The 26,425-nt window shown below is 53.0% G+C and carries 20 protein-coding genes, 1 tRNA gene and 1 pseudogene; 14 read left to right on the top strand and 8 right to left on the bottom strand.

Annotation, left to right across the window (positions count from 1 at the left end; genetic code table 11):
• Window positions 1-99 precede the first annotated feature (99 nt).
• The 3 genes from BAQU_RS01400 to BAQU_RS01390 all read left to right on the top strand — a co-directional run bounded on the left by BAQU_RS01400 (window position 100) and on the right by BAQU_RS01390 (window position 3,851).
• Complete coding sequence (locus tag BAQU_RS01400; RefSeq protein ID WP_169713245.1) at window positions 100-2,367, top strand: trypsin-like peptidase domain-containing protein; 2,268 nt, start codon at window positions 100-102, stop codon at window positions 2,365-2,367.
• Between the two features lie 197 nt (window positions 2,368-2,564).
• Window positions 2,565-3,530 (top strand): zinc metalloprotease HtpX, encoded by a 966-nt coding sequence (htpX, locus tag BAQU_RS01395; protein WP_094692270.1) that lies wholly within the window; start codon window positions 2,565-2,567, stop codon window positions 3,528-3,530.
• A gap of 247 nt (window positions 3,531-3,777) precedes the next feature.
• Window positions 3,778-3,851 (top strand) — tRNA-Gly (locus BAQU_RS01390).
• Between the two features lie 183 nt (window positions 3,852-4,034).
• Here BAQU_RS01390 and BAQU_RS01385 read toward each other — a convergent pair.
• From BAQU_RS01385 to BAQU_RS01350, 8 genes are all read right to left on the bottom strand, one after another.
• Window positions 4,035-4,970 (bottom strand): DMT family transporter, encoded by a 936-nt coding sequence (locus BAQU_RS01385; protein WP_094692269.1) that lies wholly within the window; start codon window positions 4,968-4,970, stop codon window positions 4,035-4,037.
• Window positions 4,967-5,422 carry a MerR family transcriptional regulator gene (locus tag BAQU_RS01380; RefSeq protein ID WP_158215604.1) on the bottom strand — a complete coding sequence of 152 codons (456 nt, stop codon included), beginning with the start codon at window positions 5,420-5,422 and terminating at the stop codon, window positions 4,967-4,969. The genes BAQU_RS01385 and BAQU_RS01380 overlap by 4 nt, the downstream gene beginning before the upstream one ends.
• 194 nt (window positions 5,423-5,616) lie before the next feature.
• Complete coding sequence (locus tag BAQU_RS01375; RefSeq protein ID WP_094692267.1) at window positions 5,617-6,663, bottom strand: NAD/NADP-dependent octopine/nopaline dehydrogenase family protein; 1,047 nt, start codon at window positions 6,661-6,663, stop codon at window positions 5,617-5,619.
• Between the two features lie 48 nt (window positions 6,664-6,711).
• Complete coding sequence (locus tag BAQU_RS01370; protein ID WP_094692266.1) at window positions 6,712-7,485, bottom strand: amino acid ABC transporter ATP-binding protein; 774 nt, start codon at window positions 7,483-7,485, stop codon at window positions 6,712-6,714.
• On the bottom strand, window positions 7,482-8,000 hold the full coding sequence (locus BAQU_RS01365) for an L-2-amino-thiazoline-4-carboxylic acid hydrolase (protein ID WP_094692265.1): 519 nt from the start codon (window positions 7,998-8,000) through the stop codon (window positions 7,482-7,484). The genes BAQU_RS01370 and BAQU_RS01365 overlap by 4 nt, the downstream gene beginning before the upstream one ends.
• A gap of 52 nt (window positions 8,001-8,052) precedes the next feature.
• Window positions 8,053-8,784 carry an amino acid ABC transporter permease gene (locus tag BAQU_RS01360; protein ID WP_094692264.1) on the bottom strand — a complete coding sequence of 244 codons (732 nt, stop codon included), beginning with the start codon at window positions 8,782-8,784 and terminating at the stop codon, window positions 8,053-8,055.
• Window positions 8,784-9,470: an amino acid ABC transporter permease gene (locus BAQU_RS01355; protein WP_094692263.1), complete on the bottom strand. Its 687-nt coding sequence runs from the start codon at window positions 9,468-9,470 to the stop codon at window positions 8,784-8,786. The genes BAQU_RS01360 and BAQU_RS01355 overlap by 1 nt, the downstream gene beginning before the upstream one ends.
• A 98-nt stretch (window positions 9,471-9,568) precedes the next feature.
• The gene (locus BAQU_RS01350) at window positions 9,569-10,405 is read right to left on the bottom strand and encodes a transporter substrate-binding domain-containing protein (protein ID WP_094692262.1); all 837 of its coding nucleotides are present in this window, start codon (window positions 10,403-10,405) and stop codon (window positions 9,569-9,571) included.
• A 210-nt stretch (window positions 10,406-10,615) separates the two neighbouring features.
• Here BAQU_RS01350 and BAQU_RS01345 point away from each other — a divergent pair, with 210 nt between their 5' ends.
• The 11 genes and pseudogenes from BAQU_RS01345 to gtfA all read left to right on the top strand — a co-directional run bounded on the left by BAQU_RS01345 (window position 10,616) and on the right by gtfA (window position 26,394).
• On the top strand, window positions 10,616-11,290 hold the full coding sequence (locus BAQU_RS01345) for an endonuclease III domain-containing protein (protein WP_211277075.1): 675 nt from the start codon (window positions 10,616-10,618) through the stop codon (window positions 11,288-11,290).
• A gap of 331 nt (window positions 11,291-11,621) precedes the next feature.
• Window positions 11,622-12,689 carry a phosphotransferase enzyme family protein gene (locus tag BAQU_RS01340; protein WP_094692342.1) on the top strand — a complete coding sequence of 356 codons (1,068 nt, stop codon included), beginning with the start codon at window positions 11,622-11,624 and terminating at the stop codon, window positions 12,687-12,689.
• 109 nt (window positions 12,690-12,798) lie between these two features.
• Window positions 12,799-14,307, top strand: coding sequence for an amino acid permease (locus tag BAQU_RS01335; RefSeq protein WP_094692261.1), 1,509 nt, complete (start codon window positions 12,799-12,801; stop codon window positions 14,305-14,307).
• 158 nt (window positions 14,308-14,465) lie between these two features.
• Window positions 14,466-15,830, top strand: a complete 1,365-nt coding sequence (locus BAQU_RS01330) for an aspartate aminotransferase family protein (RefSeq protein WP_094692260.1) — start codon at window positions 14,466-14,468, stop codon at window positions 15,828-15,830.
• Window positions 15,831-16,048: 218 nt separating this feature from the next.
• Window positions 16,049-16,840 carry a GntR family transcriptional regulator gene (locus BAQU_RS01325; RefSeq protein WP_244568389.1) on the top strand — a complete coding sequence of 264 codons (792 nt, stop codon included), beginning with the start codon at window positions 16,049-16,051 and terminating at the stop codon, window positions 16,838-16,840.
• A gap of 123 nt (window positions 16,841-16,963) precedes the next feature.
• Window positions 16,964-17,998: a class II fructose-bisphosphate aldolase gene (gene fbaA, locus BAQU_RS01320; RefSeq protein WP_094692259.1), complete on the top strand. Its 1,035-nt coding sequence runs from the start codon at window positions 16,964-16,966 to the stop codon at window positions 17,996-17,998.
• A 364-nt stretch (window positions 17,999-18,362) separates the two neighbouring features.
• Window positions 18,363-21,419, top strand: coding sequence for a SpaA isopeptide-forming pilin-related protein (locus BAQU_RS01315; protein WP_094692258.1), 3,057 nt, complete (start codon window positions 18,363-18,365; stop codon window positions 21,417-21,419).
• 279 nt (window positions 21,420-21,698) lie between these two features.
• Window positions 21,699-21,903 (top strand): annotated as a pseudogene (locus BAQU_RS01310) (IS256 family transposase); the annotation flags it as partial.
• A 298-nt stretch (window positions 21,904-22,201) separates the two neighbouring features.
• The gene (locus BAQU_RS01300; RefSeq protein ID WP_094692340.1) at window positions 22,202-23,503 is read left to right on the top strand and encodes an adenylosuccinate synthase; all 1,302 of its coding nucleotides are present in this window, start codon (window positions 22,202-22,204) and stop codon (window positions 23,501-23,503) included.
• A 45-nt stretch (window positions 23,504-23,548) separates the two neighbouring features.
• On the top strand, window positions 23,549-24,736 hold the full coding sequence (locus BAQU_RS01295; protein ID WP_094692339.1) for a LacI family DNA-binding transcriptional regulator: 1,188 nt from the start codon (window positions 23,549-23,551) through the stop codon (window positions 24,734-24,736).
• Window positions 24,737-24,870: 134 nt separating this feature from the next.
• Window positions 24,871-26,394, top strand: a complete 1,524-nt coding sequence (gtfA, locus tag BAQU_RS01290; RefSeq protein ID WP_094692257.1) for a sucrose phosphorylase — start codon at window positions 24,871-24,873, stop codon at window positions 26,392-26,394.
• The last annotated feature ends 31 nt before the right edge of the window (window positions 26,395-26,425 follow it).

Genomic DNA, 26,425 nt, shown 5'->3' with positions numbered 1-26,425 from the left:
CATAGGTAGCAGCAAAATGCGTGAGTCGTGAAGTTGTCTTCACGGCTCCGCCTGGCGGAGAGCCCATGTGGCTTGCCGTGCGAAACGTAAGGAGCAGCAATGGCTGAAGATGAACACAAGATTCACCCGTGGGAGGGTGATGGCGACGATCAGTCGTGGCAGCCAAGCCACATTGATTCGCATGACACCACCAACAATGACGATAGTATTGACAATGTGAGCAATGATGCCGTGAATGACTCAGAGAGCACTGACCCACTCAACAGCGGCACCGCAGCCGATGGCACGGAAGAGAATCACGATTTCTTCTCTTCAAACGATACGAAGACGGAGTCCTTCAACGAGCCGTTGACGCAACCGATCGATACGAACCATGATTCGAGCGCACAGGAGACACAGCAACTCGATCCTGCCTCGTCCAATGATTATCCAACCACTCAAATTCCGAATGGTGATAATGACTGGTTGAATGCTGGTTCCTATGGATCCTCCACTGGTGTCGATGGCAATCCATTCGTGAGTCATGTCCAGAACGGAAACCCACAGAGCGACAGTGTTCAGAACGACAATGCTCGGAACGATGATATGCAGAAGGGCTATGACGATCCAGGACAAACACGAAATTTGAGTTCGGTTGCCGATGAAGACACGAATGACTCAGACAGCCCAACTGAAACTCTTCCTGCCAGCGCTGATCAGTCATCATCGACACAGCCTGACTATGCCAGCCAACAGGGGTATCGTCCTGCACCAGAATATGGAGCATTCGCTCCAGGATATAATCAGCAGAACGACGCTACTCAGCAGGGCAAGCCAGAATATGGCGCATCATATCAGGGCCAATTCAACCCATATCCATACGGAGGCCCTGAACAGGCGCAGGATTCGCAACAGTCCAATCAGCCCGACCAGCAGTCTCAGCAGAACCCTCAGTACGTTTCACAGTATGGTTCTGAATATCCGCAAGGATCGCAGTCTCAGCAGAATCCACAGACTCCAGGACCACAATATCCACAGGGTCCACAGGGTCCACAGGGTCCACAGGGGCCACAGGGGCCTCAATACCCGTTTGGACCGCAGTTCAATCCACAGAATGGACCGACAGGACCGAACCGCCGCAACGCGAAGGCAGGCAGTCGCAATAAGCCAATAAACACAATTCTGGTTGCAATCATCGCGGCATTGGTGAGCGCGGCATTGATGCTTGGCTTGGGCTGGGCAGCGATCAGCAACGGTTTGGTGACATTGCCCACTTCTGCCTCAATTTCCAGCCTTGATTCATCAACCTCGGGATCAGGCAGTGCAACTGCCAAGAGTGGCGAAGCACCAGATTGGCAGGCAGTGGAAAAGCAAGTCTCCTCATCGGTCGTGTCCATTGAAACCACGGTTTCGGACGGCGTTGATATGGGCTCAGGTGCGATCATCGATACTGATGGCGATATTGTGACCAACAACCACGTCATTACCGGTGCGACAAAGATTCAGGTCACACTCTCCAATGGTCAGATCTATTCTGCAAAAACTGTTGGAACAGATTCCACAACGGATTTGGCGGTCATCAAGCTGGAGAACCCGCCGAGCAATCTGAAGGCTGTCACATTCGCCGATTCGGATTCGGTTGCGGTGGGTGAAAACATCATGGCAATTGGTAACCCTCTGGGTTACGACAACACGGCAACCACAGGCATCGTGTCTGCTCTGAACAGGCCAGTCTCCGTTATGGATGATACGAGCACCACGATTGTTACGAACGCCATCCAGATCGATGCAGCAATCAACCCGGGCAACTCGGGAGGACCAACGTTCAACGCAGCTGGTCAGGTCGTAGGCATCAATTCGTCGATTGCCTCAACGGCAACTTCGAGTTCAACGGCGGGATCTATCGGTATTGGATTCGCGATTCCATCCAATCTCGTCAAGCGAGTGTCTCAGGAGATCATCAAGGATGGCTCGGTAAAGCACGTTGCCTTGGGCATCAGCATTCAAAGCGCAACAGTTGAATCGGATGGAGTCACCCGTGGAGGTGTCAAGATTGTCTCGGTTACATCCGGCAGTCCTGCAGCGAAGGCTGGTTTGAAGACTGGTGATGTGATCGTTGGGTACGATGGCAACGCAGTGAACAGCAACTACTCAGTTCTCGGCTTCGTGAGGGCCTCTGCCTATGGTGCGAAAGCAACGATAACAGTGGTTCGCAACGGCAGTACGCAGAACGTCTCGGTCACGCTGGACCAAGAGGAGTCTGCAGTCACCGGTAAATCAAAGACGGATTCGGATTCGGATTCAGGTTCGGGCAGTGGCTCGAGCGATGGCAATTCGGATAACGACAATGGATTGACAGATCCATTCGGTTTGCTCGAAGGCAACTGATTCACTGAGTGGTGCAACGGCTGAATTATTCATCTCAATCAGCTGGTGAGTTGCTCGCAGGAGGGTGTGGGTCGTCTTATGGACGCCGGCACCCTCCTCTCTTCTGAATAACGAAGCGAGCTGAATGGGACATCAGAAAGATTCCTGTTCAGATTATGTTCAGCAAAAATACAGCATGCAAGGTTAGGATTTAGCGCATGAACGGCAAGTTTAAGGTGCATGGGCATTTCAATGGATTGAAAACGACCCTGCTTTTTGCTCTGATGTGGGCGATAATCATGCTTATCTGGTGGTTCACCGGCGGCACACAAGCGACATTGGGAATCTATATTGTCATAGGCCTGGTGACGACCTTCGCTTCGTACTGGTTCTCGGACAAGATTGCGGTCGCCTCTATGCGCGCTCGCCAAGTCAGTGAGCAGGAGGCTCCCGAGCTTTATCAAATCGTGCGTGAGCTCTCGGCCAAGGCTGGAAAACCGATGCCTCGCATCTACATTGCACCGACAATGTCTCCCAACGCCTTCGCAACAGGTCGCAACGAACGTCATGCTGCGGTCTGCTGCACGCAGGGCATTCTGCAGGTGCTCAATGCGCGCGAGATTCGTGGCGTGCTTGGGCACGAGCTCATGCATGTCTACAATCACGATATTCTGACTTCGGCGATCGCTTCTGCCCTGGCAACGATCATCACCTATCTTGGTTATTCGATGATGTATCTCGGTGGGGGAGGCCGCGATCGCAATTCACGTGATTCCAACGGTTTTGGACTGATCGGCATATTGCTGAGCACGATTCTCGCTCCCATCGGAGCCACACTCATTCAACTCTCCATCTCTCGAACTCGTGAATTTGATGCAGACGAAGATGGAAGCCGTTTAACGGGTGATCCCGCGGCCTTGGCCTCCGCGTTGAATAAGATCGAAAATGGCGTGCAACAGAATCCGATGCCTCAGACAGCCGGCACGCAAAGCGTGTCTTCGATGATGATCGCGAATCCTTTCTCTGCAAAAGGTCTGAGCCGCCTGTTCTCGACGCATCCGCCGACCAGTGAACGAATCGCTAGATTGATGCAGATGGGCAATGAGATGTCGGATGCCCAAATTCAACAGTCTGCCGGCCAGACTCCAACATATTCGCAGTATTCAAATCCGAATATTCGCTGAATTGATCATTATCATTCTCCAAAGTTGAGTTTTGTTGCCAACAGTGGTGAGAGTCGCAAGAAAAATGGGTACATTCGTTGCAAATACACGGCATTTTTCTCGCAAATTCATGGAATAAGAAAAAATAAGCAACAAAACTCGAAGACCATGCTGCTCAGGGGAATGTGGGCATGGACTGTGTCGTTTCGGGCTGTGGCAGATGCTAGAATGTCTGCTTGTGCGCTATTCGAGATATCGGATAAGCCATGCGGGCGTAGTTCATCGGTAGAATGGAAGCTTCCCAAGCTTCAGAGGCGGGTTCGATTCCCGTCGCCCGCTCCACTCGGTTTTGCCGAAACGGTAATGATCATGATGCACACCTTCAGATTTTGTGCTCACAGAAATGTTAAAGGTATTCCTTATCTCCATCTACACGAATGGCATCTTGCTCGGTGAATGATCAGCTGTGAATGCGTGAGCGTGTCCCCTCCAGGTTCGGGCAAGTGGATGGTTTCAGCGGCATTCCTACGATTGTTGGCGGGACTGTTCGACCGCTCGGCATTGAGAACGAGGAATGGGTGAGTTCACGACACCGTGTGATGGCCAAGAAGTAAGCATGACCCCAACGATGATGGTCATTCCACCCACTATCTGTGCAACGCTGATGAGCTCTCCTGTGGCTACTGCCCAGAGTGCGGTAAAGACGGTGATGAGATTGAGAAACACGCCTGCCCTTCCCGATGGAATGACGGTGAGGGCGGTGTTCCACAGCACATAGGATAGGCAGGACGGGAACACGGCAATGAATAGCAAGGATCCCAATGCTGGCCCGCTGCTGGGTAAGGTCACTCCCACGAAAGGAGCGATACTGCCAAGCCCGATCACGATGAAGGCGACTTGAATGGTGACCGCGGTGATGGGTGGAAGCTTTGGTCCTTTGCGCATCGCTATCGTATAGGCAGTCCATGAGCAGATCACTGCAATCATCAGCATGCTGCCTGGTGTGAATATGGTTGCCAGCGTTGAGAAATCGCCTTGGGTAAGAACCACAAGCACGCCTATGAGCGCTACCGCGATGCCGATTGCGCCACGCCAGCCGATTCGTTCATGCAGCACAGCCATGGCTGCAAGTGCAATCAATGCAGGATTTGCAGCATTGATCAACGAGGCAGCGAATGCCGTGGAGCTGCGCAAAGCCTCATACAGGAGGAAGTTATAGGCGAAGAGACCCAGTGCGCTTTGCATGAGCAGAAAAGGCCAATGTCGCAGAACGGACAACCAGTCAGGGTGCTCGACGGTTTGAGAAATGATGACCAGCGGCACCAACGCAATCGACCAGCGCAGCAGCACGATGCTGAAGGGTGACATGTCTGCAACGGCAACTTTGCCGAAGACATAGTTACCCGCCCAGAATGCAGCGGCTAGAGTCAATGCCACAATCGCCTGGCTACGTCGTTTCATTGACGCACCCCCATAATTCCGTCATACTTGCAGATTTTTTCCTCGACTGCTGCGATTGAGGCATCGATCCGATCTCGACGTCTCACCAGCTCATCTCGATGGGCGATGAGCAGATCCCTGCGTGCGCCGACCGTTTCTCGCCCCTCATCACGCAACGCATCGAAACGGCGGATGACGGCGATCGGCACACCTGCTTCGCGCAACCAGTGGGCGCAACTGATTTTCTCCAGATCGAGCTCGCTGTATCGGCGAGATCCTCCGGAAGTGCGGCCTGCAGGTGCCATGACGCCTTCGCGCTCGTAGTATCGCAGGGTGTCTGCCGGGACTCCCGTGCGCCTTGCAGCGACTCCGATGGGGTAAAGAGGTTTCAGCCACTCGCTGGGCACGCCGTCCGATTCGCCGAGCAATCGGTCGACACCGTTCTCGACTGGTGTATCTTTCTGTGCATTCATATTGCAAGATGATAGAACCTGAAGTTCACTCCAAGTCAAATGCAGATCTGATTCTGCCGAAATCATCCTGTACATGAGCGGCATGATCGTTGCTTGCATGAAAATGCCATGCTGTTGCCCGAAGTGTCGCTCTGACTGTTTCAAGCTCGAGTTGAGCGGTGAATAAGGATATCTCGAATCCCTTATGTCACATATCAATCGCGTATCGCGAGTGCTGCATCAAGCGATGCGGCATCGAATCCGATACGTTCGTATGGTTGCAGATATGGGCGATACAGTTCCATAAGTGACGTGCTGATAGGTGTGCTGACCCCGGCAGCCCTGCCCAGATCTACGAGAGGGACGATGCCGAATGGAACATCCTCCTGAATGAAGCGATGCTGTAGAGAGCGTGGACCTTCAAGAGTGGCATACAGCGTCTGGCTTTGGAAGAAGTCCTGGAGCGTGGGGCGATGCACATTCCAAAATCCGTTGAGCTGCTCGAGAATAGGCAAATAACTCACATGCAGGCATCTGGCGAGCGATTCGCGCTCGGCATCAAGACCTCGTATAAGACTTTCGGTTTCTGGACCGAATCCATCCACCAGTATGTGAAAACTATCTCGCTCTTGGATTCGGGCAAGGTTGAGAAGACACAACGGGGCATGAATGACGGGATTGGGAGCTGAAAGCGAAGTTGCGAAGCAGGAGTCTTCATGATGGACATCGTTGAAAAGCTGCCCCAGCAGTTCGTCAAGCTCGAGATCGGGACTGCGTTGCTGAGAAATCGTTATCGAATCTTTGATCCCAGATATCGAAAGGCTTATATCATGCTTCGAGAGAGCATATCGGCTCACATAGGGCATGCCAGCGCTCTCTGCAATCTTGAAGTGAATTCCACGCGGCTTGACAAGCGAGCCGGCTTGGTAAGCCCCCCAGTTTCCGTTCAGGATGAGAATGCTTCTGCAAGAGCTCTTCTCTGTGCTGCTCGCGATCTGCCTCAATACCTCGCCGTGCGCATTCGCCCATGTCGATATGATGAGCAGATCACATGACGTGACAAGTTGCCGTACATCAGTGGTTGCCTGAATAGGGATATTGCCATGCAGCGCACCCTTGACCTTGAGTCCTTTGCCGAGCATCGACACCATCTGGGTGCGCCTGGTGAACATCAGCGGTGCAAAGCCCTTGGCCACAAGATGCGCTGCAAGTGCCAGACCTGTGTTCCCGGCACCGATGATGCCAATGCGTCTATACGTCATGATTCGCTCCCTGAGAGCATACTGGAAGAGTCGCGCAACCAGCACGACTCATTTGTAGGATAATTTGCTAATGAAAGCTTGGACTCGAGGCTCTTTCGGATGATCAATGACTTCTTCCGGAGTTCCCCTCTCTAATATTCTGCCTTGGTCAACGAACACGACCTGTGAAGCAACTCGGCGTGCGAAGCCAATTTCGTGCGTGACGATGATCATCGTCACGCCGGTCTTTGCCACGGCTGTGATCGCTTCGTTCACATCGCTCACCAGTTCTGGGTCAAGAGCCGATGTTGGTTCATCAAACAGAATCACCGATGGCTTCAAGGCAAGTGCACGTGCGATGGATACGCGTTGCTGCTGCCCGCCCGAAAGCTGAACCGGGTATCGATCCTCGAACTCCGATAGGCCGACATCGGCCAACGCCTTCCTTGCCTCCTGCCGAGCCTCGTCGCGTGACTTCTTCTGTACAACATGCAGACCCTCCATCACGTTCTGGAGCGCCGTCTTGTTTCGAAAGAGGTTATAGCTTTGGAATACCATCGCGGTTTTTCTCCGAAGATGCAGCACATCCTGTCTCGAATGCTTCTGGGAATAGTCGATCTTCTGCCCATCGATGCTCACGGTTCCACTCGCTGGTATTTCCAACGCATTGATGCATCGTAGCAAGGTGGTTTTCCCAGAGCCTGACGATCCAAGTATGGCCAATACCTCTCCCTGATGCACCTCCAGACTGATTCCTTTAAGGATTTCGTGCTCTCCAAAGGTCTTATGAATATCATGCAGGGTGATGACGATGCCATTTGTGGAGGCTTTCTGTGTGCTCATTGCTCTGATGCCTCGCTCCTTCTTCTCTTGAAGCGAAGCACGCAACGTGGCTTGCCATCCGCGATAGTGCCTTCAAGCTTGAACCTCAGTCCAGGGAATTCCGCTGCGAATGCGTGGTCGCCAGCCATGGCAATTTCGCAGAGACGCGAAATCTGGGCATCAGTCTTTCCCTGACGAACCCATTGCGTCACATATGGGCAATAATGAAAATCGATTTCCAACTCGTCGTCATTCTTGACGACAGTCTCCATTTCATAGATGTCCTTGTTGTGGTCAGTACCGAAGCTCTCCTCGAATTCCTTGAAGGAGTCAGGCTTTTTCATCGTTTTACGGAATTCCTTGGCGTTGTCGTGGCCATAATCGTATACGGCATCGTATGCGAACTGATCGTCAAGTCCGTGTTTTGCAGCCTCATCAACCATTCTGCTGATGGTTGCCGCACGACGCTCGGATATTTCTCGAGTTGCATCGACCGTGGCGTTCCTCACATGTGGAACATTGTTTTCGAATGACATGGTTTCCTTCTTTCGTTACAGATATGGGTGGATTCGTATCGATTGCGTTTGCTCAGGACGAGATCGGCCTGACCCTACTTTCGGGTTGACGCATAAAGAACCCGATGTGATGCTCAAAACGTCCCATCATGAATTCGATGCCCGCGCAGACAGCCCAATAGATGACCGCGGCATCAATATATGCTTCCAGATATTGGTATCCATCGGCTGCGCTGATCTTTGCCGTAGTGAGCATTTCGACCACATTCACAATCGATGCGAGTGCGGTGCCCTTGAGCAGCCAAATGAAATAGTTCGTCATGCTCGGGATCGAGATCACCGCAGCCTGAGGAATGATGAGATGCGTTATGCCTTGGAACTTGTTCATGCCGACGGCATCTGCCGCCTCGTACTGCCCGCGGTCGACTGCACGCATTGACGAGACAACGACATCAGTAATGTAGGCTCCGAAATTTGCTGCCAGTGCGAAGACGGCGGCTGCGAAATATGGAATGTGCCGAGGATTGTACTGATAGCCGAGGAATCCGTTGCAGCCTTTCGCGACATATGGAACGGCATAATAGCAGAACAGCAGCTGCACGGTGAGTGGAACGCCCTTGATGAAGGTGTTGATGATGATCACTGATTGTTTGAGAATGGGTACCCGTGAGAGGATGAGACCACCGAACACAACCGCCATGGCGATTGCGAACAGCATGGACCAGAAGGTAAGTATGAGCGTCTTTGGCAGACCTGCAAGAACGGTTGGAAGGTCTGAAATCATAAAGTCATAATCCAGATCCATTACGATCTCCTTCCGTGACGCTCCATATGGTGCGAAGCTGCCGTGAATCCCAGCTCAAGCAGCGCGCACAATATGAAATAAATGATTGCTGCCACACCTAGAATCCAGAGCTGCCCCACCCCAAATTGGTTGGAGATCACTCGATTCGCATAGCCAAGTATTTCCATCGCGCCGATCGTATATGCGACCGAGGTGTCCTTGAGAACGTCAATTTCGAGATTCTTGAGATTGAGTATGGAAATCTGAAGGGTCTGCGGTGCAATGACGCGGAAGAAGTTTTGGAATCTGCCAAAGCCGATGCTTTTCCCCGCTTCGATCTGTCCGTGGTCCACACCGAGGTAGCCGCCTTTCAGGACTTCACAAACGAAGCAGGACAGGTTGAGCGATGTGGCGATAATGAAATATGCACCTGCTGGCCAGCCATCGATGTCGACATGAACAGCCCAGAACAGTTTCGGCAGTCCGAAGAAGATGATGTAGATCTGGACTATTCCTGGTGTACCTCTGAAGAAGGATATGAAGACGGTGCATGCCCAATACAGAACTCTATGCTGCCCGACGCGCACGATGCACAGGAGCGTGCCAAGAAGCAATGCGATTGCCGATGGCACGAACCAATATAACAGTGTTGTCGGGACCTGTTGGAGTAACCCTGGAAGTACCGATTGCAATACATGTGTTGGCATATTAATTCTTTGTGGTTGATGATTTAGCACTGATGTTTCTCGAACCCCGGCCCCGTGTATGGGTGAACCGCCACATATGGGTCATGGGTTCGACACAGTCAGTTTTGGAAGACATCTAGTTTCTTTGCGAGGGCAAAGTTGTCCTGCTTGAACCATTTCTGAGTGAGTTTGGGAAGCGTGCCATCAGTGATCAGGGAGTCAATCTGTTTGTCAATTGCACCTTGCAGATCCTTCTGCTCCTTGTTGTATAGAACAACCGTGCCTGCGCCATCGACGATGTCAGTGACCTTCATCTTGTAGCCAAGCGTGCTGGCAACGCCCTCGTACTGTGCCTTGGAAAGATACACCGCGTCATAGGTTCCATCGTGAACGGAGTTGAACATGTCCTGGAACGTGGATTGATTGGACACTTCGGGTACCGTGATTTTCACCTTCGGGTTGCGCTTGAGCCAGTCATGTATCGCAAGGTAGCGTCCGTCGGTGGGAACGATCGGATCGAGGGTCTTGCCGTTCATGTCCTTGAGACTGTTGATGGGGCTGCCTTCGGGAACGATCAGATTCATGAAATAGTAGTTGTATGGTGTGGAAAGCAAATATTGTTCAGCTCGTGCCTTGGTTTTGAAGAATGCTCCGATCAACGCGTCATATTTCCCCTGCTTGACACCGACCAAGGCGGTCTCATAATCCTGGACGCTGTATTCAAATGAATACTGTGGCAGTTTCTTGTCGAGCTCCTTCAATACTGCAAGATCGAATCCTGCTGGCTTGCCGTTGTTATCGGCATATGAATATGGGGGATCCTGGCTCTCCAATGCAATCTTTATTGTCTTCACGCCACCTGAATTCGTATTCCCCTGCGCCGATCCGCTTCCGCATGCTGAAAGCGATCCGATCACGAGCACGGAGGCTATTGCAGCAACGATTTTTTTCCTCATGGTTCCTCTTCTTCAACAGTTGATGGTGCTTGCCGAATAGGTCTTGGCGAAGCCTCTCCATCCTAAGTTGAGGAGTTTGGGAATCTGAAATTCACAGTATTAGGTTTTTCTTGGGTGTCATTATAAGTTGGGCATATATCGAAGCATGTGCTCTTGCAGATGGGTATGGGCTGCATCCGTGACTGCTATTGTTGATGAGTTGTTATGAATATGGCAGATTCAGGGAAGGCAGGAATGCAGACCAAGCTGTTTTCTGTGTATCAGATCTTGCGCGAGAGGTATGGCGATTTGCATTGGTGGCCAGCAAAGACGCCATACGAAGTGATGGTTGGTGCGATTCTGACGCAGAATACGGCGTGGACCAATGTTGACAAGGCGCTTGATAATCTTCGCCCAGACAGGCTGCACGCTGAGATCATTGCCCGGATGCCCAGGGAAGAACTCATTGATGCCATACGTCCTGCCGGATTCTTCAACCAGAAGTCGACATATCTCAAAGCTCTGACGGCATGGTTTGCTCAATATGATTACGATGCCGAGGCGGTGCGTCGTCATCCGCTCAAGCAATTGCGCGCCGAATTGCTTGCCACCAAAGGAGTCGGGCAGGAAACAGCAGATGACATTCTGCTATATGCATTCAACAAACCCACTTTTATCGTGGATGCATATACGAATCGTCTCTTGCATCGTATCCCCATTGAGGCTGGCAAGAACAATACGGAAATCAAGACTTTTTGCGAGTCGCAGCTTCCCAGGAGCGTTGAACTGTACAACTCGTTCCACGCCCTGATCGTGACCAACGCAAAAGAGCATTGCCGCAAGCGCCCACTGTGCAACAACTGCCCATTATTTGACCAGTGTTCCAAAATGGGCATTCTTTTCTGAATGGTGTGGCAGTTTTTTTCGAACATATTGGCGTGATATCTGAACAATCGTTGATATTCCAACTGCTCCAGTCTCCTGAGTGGCGGCGTGTGAAGGCACAGACCACAACAGGCGACTGCCTTGAAAGCGAAGACCATGCAATCGAAATGAGCCATTAATATTCGGCCCACTCTTCTTAACTCCTCTGTAACAGATTGACCGCGATTCTGCTTGCTAGCTCTGCAAGAATTCAATGCATTGATGATACGCATATGCAATTTCAGGTATGCATATCTGGATTGATAACAACACATCGTATGCAATGAATCACCTGGTACAGATCGGAGAAGCAATGTCAGAAGTAGCACATGTTCTCGATGAGCCACAACAGTCGGTCAGTTTGAATGCCTTTAGTGACCTTTCCAAAGGCGATCCGGCTCCTTTTTGGCTGTTCAGCGGTGTCTGCGCGATTTGGGGACTGCAGAAATCTCAGACGACTCTGGATCTGATAACCGTTTCGGAAAATGCGACCTTTCTACTCAAGATACATGGTGTGAACGAAGGCGTGATTCGCGTATCGCAGCCAGGCTATGTGGGTGGACCAGAGGCGGTTGCATCCGAAATACTGTGGCTCAATGCGCTTCATGATGTCGCTGGAATCAATCTGATCAATCCAGTGCCGACCATTCGAGGGACCTTCGTCGGGACGGTTCGTGATCGCAACGACGTCGGATGGACGGTCATCTCAACCAAGTTTGTCAGTGGAACTGTGCTTGAAGATCTTGACAATCCAGCTCCGTATTACACGACGATCGGCTCGTGGGCCGCAAAATTCCATGAACAATCTCGACACTGGAAGAAGCCTTTTGGCTTTCGACGTTTCAACTGGGATATTTCGAACATGGTTGGACCTTCTCCCCGCTGGGGCAGATGGGAAGACGCATCGCTCACGCAAGAGCAGCGCAGCCTGTGCGAAAAAGCACTATGGAAAGCCATGGATGTGGTGATGAAAACCCCCCGAAATCCTCAAACTTGGGGGTTGATTCATGCAGATTTACGACCATCTAACATCATCAGAGACAACGACGAAACGTTGACCGTCATTGATTTCGATGATGCGGGATACAGCTGGTATCTCTATGATTACGCGTCCTCGCTGAGCTTTATAGAACATATGCCGTATGCTCCCGCTCTCGCAAAGTCGTGGATAGCCGGTTATGAAAGCGTTGCCGGTGCATTTGATGATGGGCAGCTAGCCGTAATGTCTGCACTCTCCATGATTCGACGATTGCAGATGCTTGGCTGGACCACAAATCACCGCAAAGATGCGTTGCCTCAAGAACTTGCGACAACACAGGTTAGTGGAACTGTTGATTGCGCCCATCGTTATCTGGAGGACTCCCTATGGCTGCTCAGATAACCCTATTCCATGATGGCATTCTTCATCGTGGAGCCGCCGGTAGGCGCCCGATGATGACGGTCATTTGAACACAGAGACAGCATAGAAACAAGAAAAGGTGGTGAGAGGTATGTCGGTAATTACCGCAGACGATACTTCACGAGAGCTCAAAGGTGCTGGTGGCGTCACATATGTGACCACAGACAAGGACTATTTCAAAAAGCGACAGCTGAGTCGAACCACAGGAGCTTTTGGACTGTGGGCAATCGGAATATCCGCCGTTATCTCTGGCGATTTCTCCGGCTGGAATGGGGGCATTCTGCAAGCAGGCTGGGGCGGCATGCTCATAGCGTCCATCGTTGTTTTCATCATGTATGTGTTCATGCTGAACTCGATCAGCGAGATGGCATCCGCAATGCCACACACAGGCGGTGCGTACTCGTTTGCTCGAGCGGCAATGGGGCCTTGGGGCGGATTCGTCACCGGTCTGGCCGAAACCATCGAATACGTGATGACTGCCGCGGTGGTCGTATACTTCTCTTCGGCATATGCTGATGCCATCTTGAATGATCTTGCCGGTTTCTCCCTTGATGCGCATGGTCTGATGTGGGTGTGGTGGCTGCTCTTATATGTGATCTTTGTGGCGATCAATTGGGTTGGTGCACAGACCTCATTCAGATTCGCGCAGGTTGTTTCGATTGCGGCGCTCGCCATAGTCGCCATTTTTGGAATCGGCGCATTCGTGTCGGGCAAGGTCGATTTTGGCAGTCTCCTGAACATGGCTCCGACAACAGGAGACTCAACTTTCCTTCCATTTGGTGTGCAGGCAATCTTCTATGCGATGCCATTCGCAATGTGGCTGTTCCTTGGAATTGAGCAGCTTCCACTCGCTGCCGAAGAGGTGCGTGATCCAGAACGCAACATTCCGAAATCGTCACGCCTTTGCATTCTGACGCTTGGCATTTCAGCACTTGTCATAGTATTCCTTAATCCGGCAGTCATCGGTTCCAAGGCGCTCTCGTCTTCGGATGAGCCGCTGCTTGACGGCTACCGCGCCATACTTCCAGGCAATCTTGCCGCAGTTCTTTCGGCATTTGCTCTCATCGGCCTGCTAGCATCGGTGCAGGGAATCATGTTTGCATACGGGCGCAATCTGTATTCGCTCTCGCGAGCGGGCTATTACCCTGCTTTTCTCTCTCTCACCGGCAAGAAGAAGACACCCTATTGGGGACTGATCGTTGGTGCGGTCTTCGGTTTTGCGGCGCTGTTCATCGTGGCCTATGGCGGTTCAGGAGCCGGTTCGGTGGTGTTGAACATCGCGGTGTGGGGAGCGGTTCTGGCATACCTTCTACAGATGGTCTCGTTCGTTATCCTTCGTAAGAAAATGCCGAAGATCAAGCGGCCATTCAGAAGCAGCTTTGGTAGCACCGGAGCAATCGTTGCAGGAACCGTTTCATTTGTTATCTTCATTGCAGTCCTGATGAATCCAGACTACAGGCTCGCCGTGTATGTGATGGTCGCCATATATGTGGTCGCGTTGTTGTTCTTCGCGCTGTATGGCCGCAAGCATCTGGTGCTGTCTCCTGAAGAGGAATTCGCCGCCTCAGGAGGTGAAACCGAATATAGAACCGACAACTGAGTGCAGTGCATCAGTACTCAGGCAATACTGCGGGCGAGAGCGAACATGATGGCGCTTGGCTCTCTGCCCGCACACGCTGTATCAACGAAGCTGCACAGCAACAGCACAACCTTTTCACGTAACTTATCAATACTGATTACTCAAGAATCGAAGGCATCATGGCAGTCCGCTCAACGATCATGGATACGAATAGTTTTCGGCCGGAAATGGAGAGTGCGCTCGACCCGCAAACGCGCCAACTTACGCGAGAACGTGCGGTACTCGGACCCGCATATCGTTTGTTCTATCGAAAACCTGTTCATCTGGTGAGAGGCAGAGGAAGCCACCTGTGGGATGCAGACGGGGTGGAATATCTGGATGTCTATAATAACGTGGCATCCGTTGGACACTGTAACCCACGTGTCGTTGAGGCGATAACCCGGCAGGCTTCCATGCTGAACACGCACACCCGGTATCTGCACGAGAACGTGCTTCATTACGCAGAAGACATTCTTTCGACGATGCCTGATGAGGTCAATCGCATCATGTTCCAGTGCACTGGATCCGAAGCCAACGATCTGGCCATTCGCGTCGCTCAATCGTATACAGGTGGCCAGGGCGTCATCGTCACGCATGAGGCGTATCACGGCAATTCGGCACTCACGTCGAAGCTGTCACCTGCTCTGGGCACTGCCCAAAGCCTGGGACTGAGGATGCGAATGATCCCGACACCTGACACGTATCGTGTCGAAATAGCGGGTCAGGTGGCCAATGAGTGCAGTCCTGAAGTGTTTGGCGGTTGGATGGCAGACCAGCTCGCTCAGGCAGTTGCAGACATGAAGCGGCATGGCATCAAGTTCGCTGCCTTCCTTGCCGACTCGATATTCTCTTCCGATGGTGTGTACCCCGCCCCGGTAGGTTACCTTAAGCCAGTCATCGATAAGGTCCATGAACTTGGTGGCGTCTTTATCGCTGACGAGGTTCAGCCCGGTTTCACTCGTACCGGTGATGCGTTCTGGGGGTTCCAACGGCACGGCGTGGTCCCTGATCTGGTGACTTCCGGTAAGCCGATGGCCAATGGTCTGCCGACCTCGCTTATGGCCGCAAGAGCTGAGGTCCTGGAACCTTTTGCCTCCTCAGTCCCGTACTTCAATACCTTTGGCGGCAATCCGGTATGCATGGCAGCGGCTCAGGCAACATTGGACGTCATGCGTGATGAAGACACGATGGGCAACGCCAAGAAGGTTGGTGGCGTATTCATGAAGGCGCTGAAGGAATTTCAGGCCGAACACGCGTGCATCGGCGATTTGCGAGGTGCAGGGCTCTATATCGCCTGCGAAATCGTGAAGCCGGGAACCAAGGATCCCGATCAGCGCAAAGCGTTGGATATTCTTGAATCTCTGCGAGGCAATCGTGTGCTGACCTCAGTATGTGGACGCTATGGCAACATTCTCAAGCTGCGGCCTCCGCTGGTTTTCAGCGAGGATGATGTGGATTGGTTCTCCACTGCCTTTGGAAAAACCCTCAAGGAATGCGGTGAATAGGCGCGCTGTGGATGCGTGTCCGCGAATGCCATGCTCGTGGCGACATTCCCGTGGTGATATATAAAACTCATTGCATGTCGTTAGCTCGTAACGCGCTTCGAAACGTGGACATATTAACTTCATGGGAATAAAGCAGCGATTGTTGGGTGCATGGGAACCACAGTGTGACCTTGGAACTGCGACTCCTGCAATGCAGGAATGAAGGTGGTGACAATCGGATGGGCCCATCGACTCACATGGCATCGAATCTTCCGCGTAGGTTGACTCAGCTGGACAACCTTCGGCTATTACGCAATCTGATTCATGAGCACGAGCTTTTGCCTGGTGAACGGCTCGGATCAGAACGGGAAATTTCGGCGCAACTGGGCATTACCAGAGCGGATTTGAGAATTGCGCTTGCATCAATGGAAAAAACTCATGAAATTGTCAGAAGGATAGGTCGTGGCGGGGGAATCGTAATCTCAGACGAACGGCTTGAACGCAATATCAACACCCTTGAGTCATTGCCGATGATTGCCCGTCGTCAGGGCAGAATATTGCATTCAAAGGTGCTTTCTGCAGTTATCGAATCGGCATCGGCTTCCGACATTCGGCTGCTTCAACTGCAACAATTTGCACCTGCATCGATCCACAACATCTATCACATCACGCGCTTGCGCTTCATCGATGGCACGCCGCTGTCCTTGGAAACTTCCCGGCTGCCATCCGATCTATTTCCAGGGCTGCTCAACAAGGATCTGACAACATCCTTCTATCAACGTTTTGAAGAGGATTATGGTCTGCGCCCAACTGAGGTTGATGAAACATTGGAAATCATTCAGGCTGATGCAGAATGTGCGGAGCATCTGCAAGTTGCCGAGGGAACTGCTCTCGTGAGAATCAGACGCATTGCCAAGGTCGCAACCGGCAGACCTTGTGAACGTGCAATCGATGTGTATATTGCCTCACGCATGCGCTTTGCCATGCACCATTCCGGCTATGTCAGGCTATCCGCAACGGCGAACAGTTGAGTACCTGAATCAAAATCATCAGCCTTCAGGGATCAGGCGCCGATATCGGCTGAATCTGATATGTGATTGAAAGCACAACGTCTATTTACGTTTGGCAATCAATCAAGGGGGATAATGGTGACTATGACGGTTGCGACTTCAGAGCGCTATGCGCATATGCTTGATTCTGCGAGGCAGGGTGGATATGCCTATCCTGCAATCAATGTAACCAGTACTCAGACTTTAAATGCTGCGCTTCAGGGCTTTTCCGAGGCTGAGTCCGATGGCATCATTCAGGTATCTGTCGGCAGCGCGGCATATCTATCCGGCCATGTGGTCAATGACCGCGTTGCTGGTTCCATCGCATTCGCCAGGTTTGCACATGAAATCATCAAGCATTATCCCAATATCACGGTTGCTTTGCATACAGACCACTGTGCCGTGCAATACCTCGATGAGTGGGTCCGTCCGCTGCTCCAATATGAAGCCGATCAGGTGACACACGGCGAGGAGCCTCTTTTCCAATCGCATATGTGGGATGGTTCGACGATTCCGTTGACCAAGAATCTCGAGATCGCCAAGGAATTGCTTGCCAAATCAGTGAAGGCACGAACAATTCTCGAAATTGAAATCGGCGCGGTTGGTGGTGAAGAGGACGGGCAGAGTGCCGCAATCAATGACTCGCTCTATTCCACGGTTGCTGATGGGAAGCGGGTGATTCGTGAGCTTGGACTTGGTGAAAACGGTCGGTATATGGCCGCCTTCACCTTTGGTAACGTTCATGGAGCGTACAAGCCAGGATTCGTGAAATTGCGGCCCGCATTGCTCAAGGAGATTCAGGAGGGCACGGCAGCTTCACTCTCGGATTCACATGGGGGCAAGCCTTTCCTGTTGGTATTCCACGGTGGTTCCGGCTCTCGCCCTGAGGAGATCGCTGAGGCGGTTTCGTATGGCGTTGTCAAGATGAACATCGATACTGATACGCAATATGCATTCACCAGGGCAATTGCAGACCACATGTTCAAAAATTACAATGAGGTGCTCAAAGTCGATGGTGAGGTCGGAGAGAAGAAACTCTACGACCCACGTTCATGGGGACGCGAGGCCGAAACCGCAATGGCGCAGCGTGTGGTCGAGGCTTGCAAGCAGCTCGGCAGCGCCGGCAAAGCCCTGCGCTGATTCCCCTACGCGCTTCCCAGACCTTCCTCATACCGGTCGTCCCATCCCCGTCACCCCCCAGCGTTCTTCTCTTCTGTCATCTCGACTCCGCTCGAGATGACAGAAAAAGCGTGCGACAGAGGGCGTGAGTTATGGAATCTTGACAATCTCCAACTCATGAAGGTGTTGCACTTGCTAATTAAACAACGGAGAGGTAGGTGAAAACATGTACATAATGTATGATTTTGTTCATCATGTTCGGTTGCATGTTCTCTCCGTTAGGGTTATGCCCGGTGGTTTTGGTGGTTTGGCGAGTTGGCGGTTTCTAGTGAGCCAGTAGCGGGGGGGGGGGTGCTGTTTTTGCTTTCTGCGAGGTGGTGTCGTTATGGGTTGGTTGCGCGTGGTGGTCACTCGTGTCCTTTTGGTGGTTTCGTATACCGATGGTCGTTCCCATTCGGTGTCATCCCGAGCGAAGGTGCGCGGCGCCGTAGTCGAGGGATCTTCCGCTGTCTCTGCCCTTGTGCTGTCATTCCTGATGCTCCTATCGGCCGTGCTCGTGGTGGTACCGGTTGAGCGTGCGTCCGCGGATTTGGTTGAACTTGGCCCCGATGGGTATTTCAGCACCCTTGAGGATGGTGCGACTCCGGTGATCGACAATGAGACCGGTACTGCGGGGTCGATGTCGGCGACTGGTTGGGCGAATACGCGGCGGATACTTTTCGGTAAGCAGGGCTCGTCGGGTACGTATGACGGTAAGCAGGTGTCTGGTGGGTATAAGACCTTGGGGTATGGGGGCGCGACTGGTATTGCTTCGGTGCCGGATGCCTTGTTCCAAGGTATGGATAGCGCGTATTGGAAGTCGGCGACGACGGCTGTTGCTGCGAACGAGGCCATGTTGTGGGCTGATGATGTGGTGACCTCTGGTTTTGCGTTTGACACGAATGATACGTATCGCAACTCCTTTGACAGTGTCACGGGGCCTTATCAGTCGAATGTGGCGGTGGTGTCGAATGCGGTGGGGGCTGCGAATTATTCGGGTTTTGAACAGGGTCTGTTGCGTGCGGCTCCGGTTGAGGGGGTGTGTACGGCGGCGCAGTCTGCAGGCTGTGGGTCAGGCACTTATACGCAGCAGAGTGTTTCAATGAATAATTACACCGTGTTTCCCTTGTCGATTGGTGATGTGCGTCAGTATCTTGGTCATGACACTGGGTATACGGCTGATGCGAATTTCGACTGCCCTTCAAGCTCCTGTGCAAATAATGTTACTGGATCTTGGCTGCGTTCTGCTCACTGGAGCTATACCAACGTTGCATACCTTTTGAAGTCCGACGCCACACTGGGCAATGACTATACGCTCGCCCAGGTTTTTGGGTTGCGTCCTGCTCTTCGTTTGAATCTTGATAATCTGCTGCTGTCGGCAGACAGCAGCAATCAGAGCCAGAGCGTTGCGGGTGATCTGCGTCTGACTTTTGTGGAGACTGGCAGGAAGTTGGATACGTGGTCGGCTTCGGTTACGGGTGGTACGGGTTCGCGCACGTTGAGCCTGTCGGGTTCGTCTAATTTGGCTTCTCAGTCTGGTTTGGGTTGGAAGATTGTTGATCCCACTACGAATACGGTGTTGGGTCCGGGTAAGACGAGTGCCGGTGGCAATGTGGCGTTGCCCGAGTCGCAGATGACAGAAGACTCGAAGAATTATGACTTGTATGTGTGGGGTCAGCAAGACGGTAGTTCTGCGGAGGGTTTGACGAATAGGGCGAGCGAGCCGGTGAAGGCCACAATCAGGGGTTGGCAGGTGAAGACTCCGCCCTCCTATGGTATCGAGCTGACGGGTATCACGTCGGGCATGTTGAAGGCATACAAGATTGGCGGCTATGAGGATGTGGCGTTCGATCAGGCTGGTGCGTTGAAATCAGTGAAGCTGGCGACTCCTGTTGATCCGGTGAAGGCTTCGGTACTTGCTGCAGTGCAGGCTGCTGGCGGTGCGGGTGTGGATGCTGATAATCCTGCAGGCTGGGTGGGGGCGCATTGGTTGGGGTACCCGACCGATCCGTTGAGCGATGACACGACGAGCGCGTATAGCCCGTATGCGGGTAAGCTTCAATTGTTTGCGCAGGAGCTTGTGAAGCTGGGTGATGCGGCTCTTGGCGGGGTTAAGGGCTCTCTGGCTGGCTCAGATCTGGCATCTGCCGGTGGCACTGCGACGCTCACGGTGTCTGGTCCGGGTGTGTATCTGATTGTGGATAATAGTCAGGCTTCCGGCGGGTCCCTGCCGATCATCGTGGGCACGAAGGCGTTCAACGAGGATCTGGGCGATGATGGTCGGATGGTGGATTTCGTGGATGCGGGCGTCAAGGGTAAGCCTCGTCTTGGTGTGGCCGCGTTGAAAACCTCGGTGACGGACGTGTCGAAGCGTGTGCTCAATGATGCCGGGATGGATGGTTTTGATGTGGGTGCGTCTGTGGCGTTTGAGATTGCGCTTCGGGTGCCTGATTTGAGTGGTTTCTCCTCGGTGTCGTATGCGGCGTATGAGTTCAAGGTGCAGGATGTGGCGGGTGAGGGGTTGGTGTTGCCTGACTCGTCGGTGGTGCGGGTGTTGATGGATGTGCCTGCTCCTGATAGTGAGGTGACGGGTGGTTTGCCGGGTTCGTCGATCCAGGTGGCTGGCCAGTCGTTGACGGTGGATGGGTTAAAGGCCTTGTTCGCGGAGGATGCGTCCGGGCATGTGGCGCTCAAGGCTGATGTGCCTGTGGGTTCGTTGATTCGTGTGCGGTATGCGGCGGTCGTGGATGCGGATGTCGAGTATTCGAGTCCTGGTGGTGGTGGCATGCATGCGAATGTGAACACGGCGACCCTGACGCGCTCCACGAGTGAGAGTGATCTTGAGACCAAGACCGCTACCGCGAACGTGTATTCCTTCGAGGTGGACTTGGTGAAGGTGGATAAGGATGACACGTCGAGGCTGCTTGGCGGCGCGAAGTTCGAGGTGTCGCGTGACGGGCAGCCGTTGAAGTTCTCGAAGTTGTCCGATGGACTGTATCGGTTGGATGCCGCGGGTGGCACCGAGCTGGTGACCCGTACGGATGGGTCGTTGACCTTGCAGGGTGTGGAGGCGCGTGGCTTGCAGTTCAAGGAGACTAATGCCCCGTCTGGCTATTTCAAGGTGGCTGATTTCACTGTGGAGACGCTGCCGTTGTGGGATGTGGATGCCAGCGAGGTGACTTTGGCGTCGTACCGGACCAGTGGCACGAACCTGGCGTATGTGTCGCAGGACGGTCGCACGGTGGTGGTGGCCGACCCGGCGCATTCCCTGGCGAATCTGCCGTACACGGGAGGCTTCGGGGTTCTGGTCCTGCTCGTCGTGGGTGGCTTGATTCTCGCATTCGCGGTGCGCCCGTATTACCTGTCCCACCGTGCCGAGACCACCGCGAATATTCTCGAATAACCCTGCACACTCGGCAGGGGTGCAACGAGATCACGCAGTGTTTATTGCGCGTTAGAGGTTCTTGAGATTTTGGCGCGTAGGTTTCCTGCTATGTACCCTGTCATCGCGAGCAAGGCGCACACTCGTCCCTGACATCCCGAGCGTTCTCTTCTCTTGTCATCCCGAGCGTAGTCGAGGGATCCCGCTCCATTGGAATTCAGGCGAGACGCGTCCACTATGTTGAGCTGTTGAAGCAGGGCATGAACTTCACCCAGGCCGCGCGCATGGTCGGGGTGTCCAAACGTACGGGGAAAGCCTTCCATCCGAGCCCGAGGACACTTCCCCAACGAACAGGCCGCGCTCAAATGACTCTAGCTGACCATACGGTCGCTCGACCCCACCGGTAAGGGCCAGATACGATGGGTCACCAGATGGAAACCCGCGTTAAACGCATTCGCGTTTCCCCTTCGCCGACCGCTGGCCAGACGGCAAGGAACAACAATGAAAACCGCCAGTTACACACTTAACGAGATAGACCCGAGAAGAACGCTGGGGGGTGACGGGGAAGGAACGACCGGGATAGGGAAGGTCCTTGGGACGCGAGGCCGAAACCGCAATGGCGCAGCGTGTGGTCGAGGCTTGCAAGCAGCTCGGCAGCGCCGGCAAGGCCTTGCGCTGAACGTTCTGACGCGGCATGATTGATAACCGCCTTTTTACGCACTGCGCAACAGATTGCTCCATGCGTTGGGGTAGTCTCGTCATGGCGGAGAACTGTTCCGCTGCCGCACATTATGGAGGTGCATATGCCTGGAATTGTTCTTGTTGGAGCCCAGTGGGGCGATGAAGGAAAAGGCAAGGCAACTGATCTTATCGGCGACAAGGTTGACTATGTCGTTCGTTTCAATGGCGGCAACAACGCAGGCCATACGGTCGTTGTGGGTAATGAAACGTATGCACTGCACCTTCTGCCATCCGGTATCATTCATCCAAATGTGACCCCGGTTATCGGCAACGGAGTTGTTGTTGATCCAGAGGCACTGTTTGCGGAACTTGATGGACTTGAATCACGCGGTGTTGATTGCAGTAATCTTCTGGTCAGTGAATCTGCGCACATCATCGCTTCCTATGACCGCACCATCGATAAGGTGACCGAACGGTTCCTTGGCAAGCACAAAATTGGCACCACCGGTCGTGGCATAGGTCCTGCGTATGCAGATAAGGTCAATCGCGTCGGCATACGCGTTCACGACCTCTTCAATACAGACCATCTGCGCGATAAAGTCATCGCAAGCCTGCACCAGAAGAATCAGATGCTCGTCAAACTGTACAACCGTCGCGCCATCGATGTCGAACAGACCGTCGATCAGCTCGCGGCCGTTGCCGATCGTTTGAAGCCCTACGTTGCCAATACTTCCCTCTTGCTGAACAAGGCGCTTGATGACGGCAAGTCCGTGCTCTTTGAAGGCGGTCAGGCCACGATGCTTGATGTCGATCACGGCACATACCCATTCGTAACCTCCTCGAACTGTACGGCCGGTGGCGCTTGCACTGGCAGTGGCGTTGGTCCAACGAAGATCGATCGTGTCATCGGTGTCTCCAAGGCATACATCACCCGCGTTGGCGAGGGTCCATTCCCCACGGAACTCAATAATGATCAGGGCGAGTGGCTTCGTCAGCAAGGTCACGAATTCGGCGTCACCACAGGCCGCCCGCGTCGCTGCGGATGGTTCGATGCATTGGTGAACCGCTACGCTGTGCAGGTCAATGGTCTCACCGATATTGTGCTCACCAAGCTTGACGTTCTGACTGGTCTTGAGACCATTCCGTTCTGCATTGGCTACAACGTCACGATGGCTGATGGTTCGCACGCCCGTTGCGACGACATGCCAACCGATCAGGCTGAATTCGCTTCCGCAACCCCAATCTATGACGAGATGCCGGGTTGGAACGAAGATATCGCAGGGATGCAATCCTTCGACGAGTTCCCGCAAGCCGCACAGGACTATGTGCATCGTCTCGAAGATCTCTCAGGATGCCGTATCTCTGCAATCGGTTCAGGTCCGGGACGTGATCAGATAGTTTCGATTCATTCACTTATCGACTGAGGATTCACGCTCGCTTTGAGCTAGATAAGAAAAGAGGCGATGCACATGGTGGGCATGCGAGACGTTGCACGCAAGGCCGGAGTATCCCTCAGTACTGTTTCTTTGGTGGTCAATAGCAACGGATATGTTTCCGACGAAATGCGGGTTCGCGTTGAATCGGCCATGAAGGAATTGAGCTATGTTCCCAATGAACTGGCGAGAAATCTATATCACGGCCGGACCAATACGGTCGGCGTGATCATGCCAACCGTGCAGCATCCATTCTTCGCGACGCTTCTTGGATCCTTGCAGAAGGCTCTCTACAAGCGGGGGCTGAATACGATGCTGTGCACCACTGCCGATATGGAGTCTGGCGAGGAACACTACGTTGGCATGTTGCAACGCCATATGATGGATGCCATCATCATGGGTGCCCACACGTCGCATGGTCAGAACTACTGGACTTCCATCAGACGACCGATTGTGGCCTTTGATCGTTATCTTGGGGATGGAATTCCTTCCGTTGGTTCTGATCATGAGCAAGGTGGTGAGCTTGCTGCCATGATGTTTGCACTCTCGGGGGCGCGGCATGTGGTGCTTCTGGGCGGGCCGCGTTCGCGCTTTCATGATTTGGCACAGACCCATGGAGGACCGAATGCTTCGGATGATGCCTCTCATGAGCTGACGTCATTCCCGTCTGTCAGGTATCAGATAGCGCTTGAGGACACCCTGGACAGCGCAGGAATCCGTCACGATTACATTGAGATTGACGACCTTGCGAAGATGCAGGAATTCGAGAATGCTGCGCGTTCCGTCCTGGAACGCTTCCCCGATGTCGATGCAATTGTGGCACCGGATCTGGCTGCCGCTCTCTGTGTCCAGGAGGCCATGCGCAGAGGCTTTGTCGTTCCCAGTTCTCTCCAAATACTTGCATATGACGGCACCTTTGTCACTGATACCGCAGGTCTTCGTGTCACGAGTATTCTTCAGGGCTTTGACGCGATTGCCGAACGCATTGCGATGCGCACCGTAGAGCAGATTGAACGGTATCAATCTGAAGCTTCGTCCAATGCTCACACCAGCTCCTCTGGATCGACGATCGCAGGCAGCGATGGCGATAATGAGACTATCTCTGATCCAGAAGCCGGAAGAATTGGTGATCTAATCCCAATGAAAGTGAAAATTGGAGCAACCACGCTCTGGAATGATGCAATTCATGAACTCTTGGATGGATCGCGGCCGCAAACCGACTGAATGGCCTCTGGGACGCTCCTGAAATTCAGATAAAGCGACTGAAATCTCGATGTGGCACACGAATGACACACTGTGTCAAACCGGTTCGATATGCTTGGCGAGACGAACTTTTCACCAAAGACGGAGGAGGTCCGATGCTCAATAAGGTGCAACTCATTACGTATGCCGATAGGCTCGGCGAGGGAACACTCGAATCGCTGACCAAGGTGTTGCGAACCAGATTCAACAACATTTATGAGGGAGTGCATATACTGCCGTTTTTCACTCCATTTGATGGGGCGGATGCGGGTTTCGACCCGATAGATCACACCAAGGTAGATCCTCGGCTTGGGTCATGGACTGATGTTGCGGATCTCTCGAAGACCCACGAGCTCATGGTAGATGCAATTGTGAATCACATGAGCTGGCAATCTCGACAGTTCCAGGATGTTCTTGCTCGCGGCGAGGAATCGCCCTATGCCCCCATGTTCCTGACCATGAGTTCCGTCTACCCTGATGGGGCAGACGAGAAGGAGCTTGCGGGTATATATCGTCCGCGCCCGGGTCTGCCATTCACCCATTATGACTGGGCAGGTACCACTCGACTGGTCTGGACGACATTCACACCACAGCAGGTCGACATCGACACGAATTCGACCGAAGGTTGGAACTATCTGATGTCGATCCTCGACACGATGGGCAAGTCAGGGGTGACCAACATTCGTCTAGATGCGGTTGGGTATGGTGCAAAAACCGCTGGAACCAGCTGTTTCATGACACCTGAAACATTTGGACTCATCTCACATCTACGCGAAGAAGCAGCCAAGCGTGGACTGCAGATCCTCATCGAAGTGCATTCGTATTATAAAAAGCAGATTGCGATTGCGGGCAAGGTTGATAGAGTCTATGACTTCGCGCTTCCACCACTGCTTTTGCATACGCTGTTCACGGGTGATGCCACAGCACTCGAACAATGGATTCGCATCCGCCCGACGAACGCGGTCACCGTTCTCGACACTCACGATGGCATTGGTGTGATTGATATTGGGCCAGACCAGCTCGACAAGTCACTTGCTGGTTTGATTTCGGATGCTCAGGTCAACGATCTGGTCGAAAGGATTCACAGCAATACCCGCGGTGAGAGTAAAGAGGCAACAGGCGGCGCTGCTTCGAATCTCGATCTCTATCAGGTAAATTCGACCTTCTACTCGGCTCTCGCATGCGACGATCAGGCGTATCTTGCGGCGCGCGCCGTGCAGTTCTTCGTTCCTGGCGTTCCTCAGGTTTATTACGTTGGTGCACTCGCAGGCAAGAACGACATGGATTTGTTGAAACGCACCAACAATGGGCGTGACATCAATCGTCATTACTTCGACACTGCCGAAATCGACAGAAATCTCGAACGACCGGTGGTTAAGGCACTTAATGCGCTGTGCAGGTTGCGCAACTCGCTCGATGCCTTTGACGGAGAATTCTCATATCAGGCCAATGAAGAGGCCAATGCCATCACCTTGCAATGGAAGGGTGCACAATCCTCAGCGAAGCTCATCTTTGAACCATCTCGCGCAACTGTCGGCACGGGTAAGGGGGCATCTGCCTCGTTGTTGAAACTTGAGTGGAATGATGCGAACGGAGCGCATGAGACGGCCGATCTTTTGGCACATCCCCCGATTGTATAAGCCATGTCTTTCCGTGTGGGCCATGGAAATC

Origin of the sequence: Bifidobacterium aquikefiri, assembly GCF_002259795.1 — a bacterium.
Taxonomy (GTDB): Bacteria; Actinomycetota; Actinomycetes; order Actinomycetales; family Bifidobacteriaceae; genus Bombiscardovia; species Bombiscardovia aquikefiri.
This window is presented reverse-complemented; position numbering and strand designations above follow the sequence as displayed.